Annotated in this window: 14 protein-coding genes and 1 pseudogene; 4 read left to right on the forward strand and 11 right to left on the reverse strand. The window is 67.0% G+C overall.

The window, feature by feature from the left end:
* Positions 1-17: 17 nt before the first annotated feature.
* Positions 18-680, reverse strand: a complete 663-nt coding sequence (locus ACWDTD_RS08695) for a hypothetical protein (RefSeq protein ID WP_449746693.1) — start codon at positions 678-680, stop codon at positions 18-20.
* A gap of 68 nt (positions 681-748) precedes the next feature.
* Between ACWDTD_RS08695 and ACWDTD_RS08700 the strand changes: the two genes are divergently transcribed.
* The 3 genes and pseudogenes from ACWDTD_RS08700 to ACWDTD_RS08710 all read left to right on the forward strand — a co-directional run bounded on the left by ACWDTD_RS08700 (position 749) and on the right by ACWDTD_RS08710 (position 2,021).
* Entirely contained in the window at positions 749-946 is a 198-nt protein-coding gene (locus tag ACWDTD_RS08700) for a hypothetical protein (RefSeq protein WP_449746694.1), read from the forward strand.
* Positions 947-1,093: 147 nt separating this feature from the next.
* A pseudogene (locus ACWDTD_RS08705) lies at positions 1,094-1,467 on the forward strand (VOC family protein).
* Between the two features lie 32 nt (positions 1,468-1,499).
* Positions 1,500-2,021, forward strand: a complete 522-nt coding sequence (locus ACWDTD_RS08710; protein WP_449746695.1) for a hypothetical protein — start codon at positions 1,500-1,502, stop codon at positions 2,019-2,021.
* Here the strand turns inward: ACWDTD_RS08710 and ACWDTD_RS08715 are convergent.
* Genes ACWDTD_RS08715 through ACWDTD_RS08760 form a run of 10 tightly spaced genes read right to left on the reverse strand, consistent with a single transcriptional unit; the run spans position 1,937 to position 11,277 of the window.
* Entirely contained in the window at positions 1,937-2,569 is a 633-nt protein-coding gene (locus ACWDTD_RS08715; protein WP_449746696.1) for a hypothetical protein, read from the reverse strand. The two genes, ACWDTD_RS08710 and ACWDTD_RS08715, sit on opposite strands and share 85 nt — an antisense overlap.
* Positions 2,566-3,429, reverse strand: coding sequence for a serine/threonine protein kinase (locus tag ACWDTD_RS08720; RefSeq protein WP_449746697.1), 864 nt, complete (start codon positions 3,427-3,429; stop codon positions 2,566-2,568). Before ACWDTD_RS08720 ends, ACWDTD_RS08715 begins: the two co-directional genes overlap by 4 nt.
* 48 nt (positions 3,430-3,477) lie before the next feature.
* The gene (locus ACWDTD_RS08725) at positions 3,478-4,437 is read right to left on the reverse strand and encodes an MlaD family protein (protein WP_449746698.1); all 960 of its coding nucleotides are present in this window, start codon (positions 4,435-4,437) and stop codon (positions 3,478-3,480) included.
* Entirely contained in the window at positions 4,434-5,462 is a 1,029-nt protein-coding gene (locus ACWDTD_RS08730; RefSeq protein ID WP_449746699.1) for an MlaD family protein, read from the reverse strand. Before ACWDTD_RS08730 ends, ACWDTD_RS08725 begins: the two co-directional genes overlap by 4 nt.
* Positions 5,459-6,568, reverse strand: coding sequence for an MlaD family protein (locus ACWDTD_RS08735; protein WP_449746700.1), 1,110 nt, complete (start codon positions 6,566-6,568; stop codon positions 5,459-5,461). The genes ACWDTD_RS08730 and ACWDTD_RS08735 overlap by 4 nt, the downstream gene beginning before the upstream one ends.
* Positions 6,562-7,578: an MlaD family protein gene (locus ACWDTD_RS08740; RefSeq protein ID WP_449746701.1), complete on the reverse strand. Its 1,017-nt coding sequence runs from the start codon at positions 7,576-7,578 to the stop codon at positions 6,562-6,564. The genes ACWDTD_RS08735 and ACWDTD_RS08740 overlap by 7 nt, the downstream gene beginning before the upstream one ends.
* A complete protein-coding gene (locus tag ACWDTD_RS08745) occupies positions 7,566-8,600 on the reverse strand; it encodes an MlaD family protein (protein ID WP_449746702.1) in 1,035 nt (344 codons plus the stop codon). The genes ACWDTD_RS08740 and ACWDTD_RS08745 overlap by 13 nt, the downstream gene beginning before the upstream one ends.
* Positions 8,597-9,619, reverse strand: a complete 1,023-nt coding sequence (locus ACWDTD_RS08750) for a mammalian cell entry protein (RefSeq protein WP_449746703.1) — start codon at positions 9,617-9,619, stop codon at positions 8,597-8,599. The genes ACWDTD_RS08745 and ACWDTD_RS08750 overlap by 4 nt, the downstream gene beginning before the upstream one ends.
* Before the next feature lie 13 nt (positions 9,620-9,632).
* Positions 9,633-10,496 (reverse strand): MlaE family ABC transporter permease, encoded by an 864-nt coding sequence (locus ACWDTD_RS08755; RefSeq protein WP_449746704.1) that lies wholly within the window; start codon positions 10,494-10,496, stop codon positions 9,633-9,635.
* A 1-nt stretch (position 10,497) separates the two neighbouring features.
* Positions 10,498-11,277 (reverse strand): MlaE family ABC transporter permease, encoded by a 780-nt coding sequence (locus ACWDTD_RS08760; RefSeq protein WP_449746705.1) that lies wholly within the window; start codon positions 11,275-11,277, stop codon positions 10,498-10,500.
* A 275-nt stretch (positions 11,278-11,552) separates the two neighbouring features.
* On the opposite strand from ACWDTD_RS08760, the gene ACWDTD_RS08765 reads away from it, so the two are divergent.
* On the forward strand, positions 11,553-12,161 hold the full coding sequence (locus ACWDTD_RS08765) for a TetR/AcrR family transcriptional regulator (RefSeq protein WP_449746706.1): 609 nt from the start codon (positions 11,553-11,555) through the stop codon (positions 12,159-12,161).
* Positions 12,162-12,279 lie beyond the last annotated feature (118 nt).

The following is a 12,279-nucleotide window of genomic DNA, read 5'->3' on the forward strand; positions in this document are numbered from 1 at the left end:
TTACCGTCATCGACGATTCAGGTGTGTGCTTCGGCACCCGCGCGGACGCCGTTGACGGTCTTCAGCAGATCTGTTCGGTCGCCGGGGGTTCCGGTGAGGACCGTGAAGGCCAGGGTGTCTGCGGGACCCCCGGGTTTCGAGGCGTAGGCGAAGCGCATCGCCAAGCGGATGGCGGGCTGATTGTCGATGGTTCCCCGCAGATCGGCGAACGTCGTCGACGGGTCGGAGTTCACCCACCGGTACGGTTCGATTCCCAGCCTGGTGCCGAGCGCGTCGTTGTCGGCGGGGGTGCATGCCGCCGGGCACGACTCGATGCCGACCACCCCACCCGTTCGCTGCGTCAGATCCTTGCGACCGCAGCTCGCCACGGCCGTTGTCTTCACGTCGTCGGAGCCGCCGACGCACACCCAGTCGGACGGGATCTGGAACGAGAACGGGACGCCGCCGACGTAGGACACCCGTGACGGGTTGTCGGCGGCACCGAAGGTGGGACCGCTGACGAGGCCGGGCGGCCCGTCGGAGGATGCGCTCGTGGTGGTGCCGGTCGAGGTCGGGCTCGGGATCGACGACGTGGTCTGCTGCGCGGAACCGGCGGAGGAATCACGGCCGGTCGCCACGACGATCAACGTCGCGACGATCGCGATCACCGCGACCGTGGCGAACAGTCCCGCGAGAATCATCGACGTGCGTGGCGGCCGGGGCGTGAACGGGTTCGGTGCGTAGGGGTTCGGGCCTGGAAGCTGCTGCGGTGGATACGGCTGCTGCGGTGGGTACGGCTGCTGCGGTGGTTGCGGCTGCTGCGGTGGGTACGGCTGCTGCGGTGGGTACGGCTGCTGCGGTGGGTACGGCTGCTGCGGTGGTTGCGGTGGGTACGGCTGCTGCGGCCCCCACTGTTGCCGCGGCTCCCGACCGCCGCCCATTCCCGTCACGACACCCCGCCTCGTAGTCCGCGTTTCGACTATCGGTCACCTTATCCGGTCGCGCGGACACCGGGCACGGCCGATCACGGACATCAGTTGTCCGCTATTGCCGAGATGCTGAGCCGGTCAGCATGTCCCGTGCCCCCGACCGGGGCCGATCACCGGAGGTCATCATGGATTGGACGCTCGAAGTCGCCTTTCTGCCCGTCACCGACGTCGACGGGCCAAGGAGTTCTACACGGGCATCGGCTTCCATCCCGACCACGACAGTTCACCGTCGGACGAGATCCGGTTCGTCCAGATGACCCCACCCGGCTCGCAGTGCTCGATCGCATTCGGCACCGGGATCGTCGACGGCGCCCCGCCCAACCCCGGAACCCTGATGCTGTGCGTCTCCGACATCACCGCCGCCCGCACCCAACTGCTGGCCGCCGGCGTCGACGTCAGCGATGTCGACATTCAGTCCTGGGGTCACTTCGTCTACTTCGACGACCCCGACGGCAACCACTGGAATGTGCAGTATCTGCCGTATCGCCACAAGGGATGACGGCTACCTGGTAATTGTGTAATCATGTAAGCATGACTTCATCAACCGTGTCGGATCGGGTCGGCGGATGGTTCATCGGCCGCCTTCCCGAGTCGTGGCAAGCCGAACCCCCGACCATCACCACCGACCGCGAAGAGATCGTCGTCCGATTGACGATCCCCGACGTCGAGCTCGGCGAAAACGCCACAGATGCGGCACGACAGGAAGCGCGGGCCGGACGTGCCAAAGCATTCCGCGAGGACACCCGCGCCGAGCGGATGAGTATCGCCCGCGAGGCCGAGCACCGATTCGACGCGAAGGTCGCGTGGGGGGTCAGCGTGGGCGACCACAGCGAACTGTGGACTCACCTTGCGGTGCCGGTGATGACCCGCCTGCGCCAGCCGCAGCGGCAGGTACTCGACACGTTGGTGGCCGCAGGCGTGGCCCGGTCGCGAGCCGACGCGCTGGCCTGGTGTGTGCGGCTGGTGGGTCAGCACGAAGACGACTGGCTCGCCGAATTGCGTGCTGCGATGCGATCGGTCGCCGACGTGCGTGACAAGGGCCCCACCGCCTGAGCATCACCGGGCTGATCCGCATCCGACCGACCACCCCGCGGTACCAGTAACACGCCGATGACACATGCAATCACGAAGCAGCACAACGTGATCCACGGCCACGCGGTGCGTTCCATCGAGTCGGTGCGCACGTCGACGTCCGCACCCAGCAGGGCCCGCTGCGCTGCGTCGTCGCAGACGAACCACACCACGGCGGCGATGCCCAGGGCGGCCACCGCGATGGCGGCGTATCCGGCGCGTGCCCGACGATAGGCCGGGCTGGCCGACCAGAGCGCGATCACCGCGAGCAGGCATGCCGCCGCGAGCGCCACCGCACCGCACATGCCACCCACCCCCGCCACCGAGATGTCGGACGCGGTCCCCGCGTGCGTGACGGCCGACGACGCGACGTCGGGTGATGCGGGCACCGGAAACCCTTGTGCACGTATCCAGGTCGCGAACACGGCGGCTGCGGCGAGAACCGCCGAGGCGAGCAGCGCCCCCGACAGCCAACCCGCCCCGGAGAGCCGACCGCCGGTGGGGCGCACCTGATCGCCCGGGGCGCTCACGGGGTGGGCGGGGCCGGAGCGGCAGGCGTCTGGCCACCGCCATCGCCACCGCCACCGGTCGAATCCTGTGGCGCCAGATCCGGTGTCCCGTCGCCGGCGGAGCCGTCCTGCGCCGCGCCCGCAATTCCCGCCACGTCGGTGATCAGCCAGTTGTCGTCACGGTCGAGGGTGATGGTGTAGGGCGTGACGGTGTTGAGTCCCTTGGGATTCTGCGTGCTCGTCATGTGTGTGGAGACGAACACCTGCACCACGAACTGCCGGTCGGAGCGGATGTCGACGGTCTTGGCGGCGATCAGCTTTGCGGTCTGCGACCACTGCACCTCCTGGATCAGCGGGGTCAGCGTGCTCACCGCAACGTCGAATCGCGAATTGAGCTCGGGTGCGGTCCCCTTCTTCAACGACGCCGACCATGGCTTGAGATCCTTGTAGTCGAAGGTGGCCGCCCCCACCGCATACTTTCCGGCCACGGTCTCGGCGGTCGCCTTGTCCTGCGCCAGCGTTCGGGCCGCGGTCAGATCGTCGGATCGCGTGACGAGCAGACTCGCCAGAACGGCGACGGCGATCAGTGCGGCGACGCACAGCGCCGACATCGCGGTGATGACCGGATGCCGACGCGGATTCAGGTACTCGCGCAACTCGCCTGCCACCGAACGCTTCTCAGGCTCGGGCGGCGCCGCGGGCGCGGTCTTCTCGGTCGACTCGGCGCCCTTGCTCTTCTTGTTCTTGTTCTTCTTCGGCTTCTTCGGCTTGGCCGGCGCCCCCGAGTCGGGTTCGGTGGCCGCGTTGCCCTCGAAAGTCGTGTCGTCGGCAGCGGTGTCCTCGGTGTCCGGTTCGGCGTCGACATCGGTGTGTGTTGTCATCTCGGGTTCCCCTGTCATTCGGTCACGTAGGTCATTCGGTCACATCGGTCACTTCGGTACGGTCACGTTGAGTTGAAGACTGTCGCCGGGCAACACCTTCATGGCCTGCTCGAGCAGGGTGGCGATGTCGAGGTTGGCCAGCAGCGATCCGGACCGCTGCGCGGCCGGAAGCAGTGCCGAGGCAATGGCGCCCATCGGCGGGGCAATCGTGCCGACCGTCGTGGCCGCGCGATTCAGCGACGGTTTCCAGCGTTCGCGGATCAGCCTGCCGCCGTCGGTGAATGTCGAGAACGGCTCCACCGCGGTGACCACGTCACGGATGCTTCGGCCCGCGTACTCCAGTTCGGCCCGGGTGGGGCGCAACGCAGGTCCGATCCACGTGCCGTCGCGCAGCATGGTGGTGGAGTTCCCGATGATCTTCTCCAGCGAGGGTTGCGAGTAGATCATGGTGGCCGCGAGCACCTGCGCCGCGGGAGTGAGCCGCTCGATGTCCGACTCGGTACCGGCCAGTGCGGTGGCGAGAGTGTCGACGAGGTCGTTGATCAGCGACGAATCCACCTGATCGAGCAGTGTGCGTGTGGAACCGAGCAATTCGGGGACCGACGCCGGCACCTCCACCGCCGACGCCCGCAGGGTCTGTCCGCTGCGGATCGGCGGGGCCGTGGTCCCCTCGACCGGACGCAGGAAGAGACCGGATTCGCCGATCATCGACTGGTTTTCGATCACCAGCGCGCTGTTCGCCGGTATCGCGCAACTCGCATCGTAGGAGATGCCGATGTGGACGTTACCGGCGCCGGCGTAGTCCACCGATGTCACCGAGCCGATCGGCACGCCACGATAGAGCACGGCCGATCCCGCATGCAGGCCATTGGATTTGGGTGCGGTGATGGTGGCGGTCGTCTGATCGGAGAACGTGCTCATGTTGAGCACGCCCATCGACAGGTAGGCGAGCGAGACGACGAGCACCGCCAGCGTCGCGATCACCGACCACAGGTAGCGCGGTTTCACCGGATCGCCCCGATCATGCGGAGCACCGCGGTCACCGACGTGGTGACCTCGGCCCGGTCGGCTCCGGCGGTCACCTTGTCCACGGAGATTCCGCCGTTGCGGGCGAACGGCACCAGCTTGGTGGTGGTCAGGTCGATCACCTTGCCGATGTTGCCGTTGAACTCGGTCGACGTCGCCGAGTAGCTCCGCAACAGCGGCACGATCTGTGCCATGAACGGATTGAGCTGCGCCAAACGCGGTGCCAGCCAGCTCAATCCGATCGCCAGCGCGGCCGAGCCCGCCACCAGCTTGAATCCCTCGCTGATCGAGGCAGCCACTGAGCTGACTCCGAACTGCCCCTCCGGACTCATCGCGAACCCCAGATTGCCCGGGTCGGCGGCGATGTCGTCGGTGGTGGTCTTCAACGTGTCGATCATCGATCCGAGTTCGGCGGTGCCGCGCGCGAGATCCTGGATGTCCTCGGCGCCGACCCGGGAAGCGGCGGGCAGATTCTTGTCGGCCACGTCGACGGAACCGTTGACCCGGCGGATCGCGTCCTGCACCCGCATCACCGAGCCGCCGGACATGAAATCGGCGAGATTGGTGATGATGTCCTCGATCTGCGGTCCCGGGTCGGTGTCGTGCAGTCCGATGGTGTCGCCGTCGCGCATGGTCGCCGTCGACGGCGTCGCGGGTGGGATGAGCGCCACGTAGATGTCACCGAGCAGGGTGGACTGTCGCAGTTCTGCCCGCGTGCCCACCGGGAGCTGCGCCTGCGGCGTGATGCCCAGCGTGAGCCGCGCCGCCTGGGGTACCAGCTCGATGGACTCCAGCGAACCGATCTGGGTGCCGCGCGAGAGCACCCGCGCACCCAACGGGAGGTTGACCACCGAGGTGAAGTCGACGTAGATCGTCTTCGACGCCGCCGACGACGTCAGTGCGGGAAGCAGATTGGCCGGATTGGTCCCTCGGCCGAGGGCGACGACGGCCAAGGCGAGGACCACGGCCACCACACACAGTGCGGTACCCACACGGCGTCGGATCATCGGGATCGACCTCCTTGGATGGCCGACGCGATCAGCGCCGACACGTCGACCTCGGCGGTGCGCCCGCTTCGCGGATCGCATCTGCCGGTTCGGCTCGCATTCACCAAAGCGCACAACGCCGCGCTGCTCGCGGTGGTGGCCACCACCTTCGGCGACCGGTACGACACCGCGAATCCTCCTGCGGACCGATTCAGCGAGGTGGACAGATTCGTGGCGATGCCCGGCGTTTCACGAAGGATGGCGATCAGGTCGGGGGTCTTCGCGATGCCCACGTCGATCAGCGGTTGCGCGACGTCGGCGAGGTCGAGGACCGGTGGCAGCACGGTTCCCAACAGATCGTCGATGGCGGGTCCGGCCTGACCGAGTCCCTGGAAGATGTACACGAAATCCTCGATGAGCCTGCCCATCATGTGGGTCAACGACGCCGAGTTGACGCCGATGTCGCGCAACGAGTCCCAGTTCTGGGTGGTGATGTCGGTGAGCACGGCCAGGTTGTCGAACACGGTGCGCATGTGCGCGAGGAACTCGTCGGGCTGTGCCATCAGCCCCGACATGTTGGTGATGATCCTGTTCATGTCACCGCCGGTGCCCGACACCTCGCGGGAGGCCACCGAGATCAGATCTCCCACGGGCTGCGACGTGTCGCTGCCCGATCCGCCGATCTGATTGAACATCGTCGTGAACGACTCGAACGCGGCGCTCACCGAGATCGGTGTGAAGGTCCGCGACAGCGGCACACAGCCGTCCGGCGCGAGCTGCGGGCCGCCCCGTGGATCGCTGCCCACCAACTCCAGCCGGCGGTCGGCGAGCACCGAGTTGTTGATCGCCACCACCTTGAGATCCGGACTGAGCGGGCGGTTCTCGACCCGCATGCGCACCGTCACGTGCCCGTCGCGTGGTTGAAGCGAACTCACCGTGCCCACCGTCACCCCGCGGATGTTCACCGAATTGCCCGCATAGAGCCCTGCCGCGTCCGGGAGTTCTGCGCACAGCGACCGCGTATCGGCGGCCGTGGAGCGCAGGTACACCACCACACCGCCGGCGAGCACCGTCACGATGAGCAGTGCGGCGATCAGCGCGGGGGCGCGCCCGCGCAGGCTCAACATGTGCGCCCCGCGATTGGGATGCAGATCGACCGGTCGTCGATCACCTGGTCGGCGAAGTCGAGGGCGATCCCGTTGGGATGCAGCGTTCTGGTCAACTTGTCGGCGATGCCGCGCAGGTCGACGATCGCATCGCCCATGCGGCGGGAGATCTCCTTGGTCTCCTCGGCGGACGCGATCACCTGCTGCAACGGCGGTTTGATCCTGGTCTGGTACGGCTCGCCGAGAATGCCGCCGACGTACAGCACGAGTTGCGCGAGCGCGTCGTAGGTGATGATGCCGCGATCCTTGTAGCCGATGATCAGCGGCAGCACCGAGTGGATGCGGCCGATCATCGCGGTGATCGTGGCGCGCTGCGCGACCATTTCGGAGGTGTACTCGCTGCCCACGTCGGCCACGCTCTTGAGCTGATCCTGTTGCTTGTCGAGGACAGCGGTCAGTTGGGCGACGTCGGACATGATGCCCCGTACCGCGCCCGGCGCGGCGTCGAGGCTGGTGGTCGCGGCGATCGCGGTGCCGCGCATTGTCAGTGAATCGATGCCGCTCGTGGTGCGTGCGGCGGCGTCGAGCACCTCCGACAACGAGTACGGCACCGACGTGCGTTGCGCGGGAATGGGTTGCGCGCCAAGGGGTGTGCTGCCCGCGGGTAGCAGCGCGACGTACGCGCCGCCGACCACGGTGAGCATCCGCACATCCAGCGAGGTCTGATCACCTAGCGCGACAGTCTGATCCACCGACAGGTCGACGTTCACGTTGTCGTCACCGAGGGACACGCGAGTGACCTTTCCCACGGTGATGCCGGCGATGCGGACCTCTGTGCCCTCCTTGATTCCCCCGGCCTCCGACATCACCGCGTGCACGGTGACACGCCCCGGTGGTTTGAGGTACAGCACCCCGGTGATGCCGACGAGCAGTGCCACCACGGCCACCACGCCGACCGCCCACAGAATCTGAGCGCGCCGCGACACCTGTTCGCGGACCGCAAAATCCTGGAGTCGGGTCAGGCCTTGCACAGCGTCACCCTTCCCCCACCGAGCAGCACGTCGCCCATCGGCGGCAACGCCACCTCACCGTGCGAGCAGGTGTCGTCGAATCCCAGGCGGCCCATGGCGTCGTTCACCGTCGACAGGAAGGTCGGCAACGCGCCGAGGATCTCCGCGTACTTGGTGGTGTTCGGGACGAGTTGCATGATGCGCGCGGAGATGTTGTCGTGCCCGCCGAGTGTCAGGTCGAAGGTGTTGCTCAGCAACTCGACGGTCGGCGGAAAGACCTTGGCGCCGTTGGCGAACGCCGACTTGAGCAGATCGAGCTTGGTCTCGAGGACGTTGAACAACTGGCCGAGCCCGTCGAGCATCACCTTGATCATGGCCGACTTGCCGTGCAATTCGGTCGAGATGACGCCGAGATTGTTCACGATCGTCTGGATCAGCGCGCGTTTGTCGGTGGCGAACCCGGTGAGCCGGTCGATGTCGCCGAGCACGTCGCCGATCCCGACGGTGCCCTCACCCTGGAGCAGGTCGAGCATGTTGCGGGCGAACGTGTTGAACACCTGTGGGTCGGCGCCCTGCAGCAGTGGACGTAAACCGTTGAAGAGCTTGGTGATGTCGAAGGAACCGACGGTCTCGGTGGCCGGTATCACCGTGTGTGGGTCGCGCGGGCGAGCCGGCGCGACGCCGCCGCTGGTCGGCTCCACCTCGGCCTTGGTGATCGCGAGATAGCGCTGACCGACCAGGTTCTGGAACCGGATCGCGAGACCGTCCTTGTCGGTCAGCCGGTTGGCGGTGCGGACGGTGAACTCCACCTCGGCAAGTCCCGAGGGCTGCAGCTCGATGTCGACGACCTTGCCCACCTGCACACCGCGCACCCGGACATCGGCGTTGCGGTGCAACCCGAACACGTCGGAGAACTGTGCGTGGTAGGTCTCGACGTCGCCGCCGACCGGCCGGTTGATCGCCTGCACGATCGCGTACAGCGCGAGGATCACCACGGCCAGGATCAGCAGGAGCCGTCTGGCGGCCGACGACGCGCTCCTCATGAGCCGCTCCTCGCCCCGGCGAGCAGCTGGTTCAGCGGTGTGGCCACACCGGGTACGAGGTCGAGATTCGCCGAGACCGACAACGTGGTGCGCCCGGTGGCCGGATCGGTGTGGAAGGCGCCGCCGAAATGGTCGATCAACGCGCCCACCTGTGCGGGGGTGACCCCTTCCAGCGACTGCCGCATCGGCGTCGCGAATGCGTTGGTGAGGTCGAGGAATGCGCCGAACCCGGCCATGCCGTTGAACAGTGCTCCCATGCCGCCGAACAGATCTCCGATGTCGCCGATCATCTGAGTCACCTGCTCGGTGTAGTGGTGGTCGCTGAGCAGCGGGTTGGTGGTGATGGTGATGAGCGAGGTGATGGCGCCCGCTCCCGCGGCGCCCACGCCGTTGAGCGCGTCGGCGGCGGTCGGCAGCAGCGGAGCCAGCCGCGACGTCTGGCCCCGCTGCAGGGTCTGCAATGCCACCATCGCCGACGTCAGGAACGGTGTCATGCGGATCGTGGTGTCGCTCAACTGGTTCAGCAGCGCAGTCAGTTCGGGTGTGAGCACCGGCAGGGTGAACGAGCCGGCACTGCGCACCGTTGCGGTCATGGTGTAGTCCGACGGCGGCTGCGCCAGCGCGATCACGCCTCCGCCGGTGACCGGTGAACCCGATCCGGTGGGGTTCAGGCGGACGGCGTCGGAGCCGAACAGGTTGCGGGACACAAAACTCACCGCGGTGTCCTGGGTCAGCTCACCCATGGCGTCGGGCCGCACGCACACCTCCATGCGGGTCACGTCGCGTCGGGAGACGTCGAGCCCGCACACCGAACCCACGGTCTCGCCACGGATGTCGACGGGAATCCCTTCTTGCACACCGTCGGGCAGCGAGGGCGCGTCGATCGCAAAGCGCACCGTGTCGGGTCCGCCGGAGAACGGTTTGAGCACCAGCAGCGCGACCACGGCGGCGGCCACCAGCACGGCCACGATCCCCCGCATTCGCAGCGACCGTGAGGAGGGTTCCCTGGTTCTGGTCATGCGACGGTCCCGGTCATGCGAAGTTCAATCCCGAGTTGAGTCCCCAGAACATCAGCGACAACACCATGTCGGCGGCCACGATCAGCACCAGACTCGCGCGGATGGCGCGGCCCGAGGCGATGCCCACCCCTTCGGGCCCACCGGAGGCGAAGTAGCCGTAGTAGGTGTGCGCGATGATCACCAGGATCGCGAAGACCACCACCTTGATGGTCGAGTAGACGACGTCGACGGGGCTGACGAAGGCTTCGACGTAGCGGTCGTAGGCGCCTGCGGAATTGCCGTAGATGACGCTGACGACGACGCGGGAGGACAGGTATGCCAGGCACAGCGACAGGAGATAGAACGGCACGATGGCGGTGACCCCGGCGATGACGCGGGTGCCCACGACGAACGGGATGGGCCGGATGGCCTGCGCCTCGAGGGCGTCGATCTCCTCGGAGATGCGCATCGACCCGATCTCGGCGGTCATCCGGCAGCCCGCCTGGGCGGCGAAACCGACGGCCGCGATGATCGGCGCCATCTCACGGGTGGCCGCGTAGCCGGTGATCAGCCCGGCCATCGGCGACAGATTCAGCGACGACAGCGAGGTGACGCCGAGGATGCCGATCATGCCGCCCACCGAAAGTCCCAGGATGGCAAGCACACTGGCGATCCCGCCGCCGACGAGGATCGATCCGTTGCCCCACGTGGTTTCCGCGAACGCCGCGAAGGTCTGGTTGCGGTAGGCGCGGATGGTGTGCGGGAGGCCGGCCAGCACGTCGAGCACGAAGGTGACCTGCCGTCCGATGTGCTCGAAGGGGCGACCGACCTCGTCGCCGACTCGCTCCATTCGCGGGAACTTGGTGCTCGGGATGAAGATCCCGGATCGCTGGGCCACCTCAGATCACCTGCGGCGGGATGAACAGGGTGGTGACCTGGGTGATGAGCACGTTGATGACCATCGACGCGACGATGCCGAGGACGACGGCGGCGTTCACCGCATCGGCCACACCGCGCGCTCCCCCGGCCGCCTCGAGTCCGCGGCGGGACGCGATCACCACCACCACGAACCCGAAGACGACCGATTTGCCCAGGCAGATCCAGAGGTCGGTGGTGGAGGCGTAGCTGCCGAACGACTGCCAGTACGAACCGGCGATGACACCCTGTCCGACGATCGCCACGATGAAGCTGGCGGCGACCGCGATCACGATGATCAGGACCGCGAGCACAGGCGCCACCAGCACCATCGCGACCATCCGGGGTGCCACGAGCCGCCTGGTGGGGTCGATGCCGAGCACGCGCATCGCGTCGATCTCCTCGCGAACCGTCCGCGCGCCGAGGTCGGCGGTGATGGCCGAGGCGCCCGCTCCGCCGAGCAGCAGCGCCGCGGCCATCGGGGCGCCCTGCTGGATGACGCCCATGCCGCCCACCGCGCCGGCCATCGACGTGGCGCCGAGGTTGCTGGTGAGTCCGCCGATCTGTACCGCGATGATGACGCCGAACGGGACGGCCATGAGCAGCGCGGGCAAAACCGTGATGCTGAGCAAGAACCACGCCTGGACGGTGGCCTCGCGGAAGGGAAAGCGGCCGCCGACGATGTCGGACACGGCGATGACCGAGGTGCGGACGCCGAGTCTCACGGTGCGGCCGAAGCCTTGCACACTGTGAGCCAATGCCACGTCCGATACCCCCGAGGTTCAATCTAGCACTTGTTTGGTTTTGAGACGAAGTGCCGCCATCGTTCCGACAAGGCCTCAGCGAGTATCACACACCTCGGTGACCGTTGTCACACATGATGCCAGAGCGTGGAACCTCACCTGCACGTTCTGGAGGAATCCGCTGGCTCGAAACGGACAACGGCGGAGCGGTCGGTTCGTCAGGGCTGAGACACGACCGTGGGTTATGGTTCACCAATGTGGACCACGAGATGGCGCCCTGTGGCGGGTGACGGGAAGTGACGACACTGACCACCGCCCACGATCGTCGCACCGAGGACCAGCGGAAACAGGAACGTCGGATCACCGAGGCCGCCGCGGTCGAGTTCGTCCGATCCGGCGTCCGGCGCGCGAACATCGACCGCATCGCCGGTGACGCGGGGGTCAGCCGCAGCACCCTGTATCGCCGCTTTCCCACCAAGGACGATCTCGTCGCGGCGGTGATCCTGCAGCTGCGACGCGACTTCGTCCGGCAGATCGGGGTCGAGATCGGGGGTCTCGATCCGCGTGCGGCGGCCGTCGAGGGTTTCTGCCTGGCGATCAGTGAACTGCGCCGCAACGAACTGGTGAAATGCATCGTCGCCGACGACCCGGGGGCCATCGACCTGGTCATCGGCTTCGGCAGTCCCCACGTGGAGGCACTCGTCGGCGAGTTCAGCAACGACATCGTGGCCTCACTGCGCGCGGCGGGCGCCTCGATGCCCGACGAGGATCTACGACTTGTCGCCGAGACACAGTTCCGGCTGATCACGTCCTTCGCACTGACCAAGTCGCACGCACTCGACATCGACGACCCCCAGGCGGTGCGCCGCTACGCCGAGAAGTTCCTCGCGCCGATGATCTGGTAATGGTCACCGATATAACCGCGGCGTGAGCGCGACGCGAGGACCATTATCGTCGTCACCCCGCGGAGCAACCGCGGTTATATCCGCACCCCGACCACCACAGCGGCCCCCGCACCGTTGA

The sequence above is a fragment of the Gordonia sp. NPDC003425 genome, from assembly GCF_053588635.1.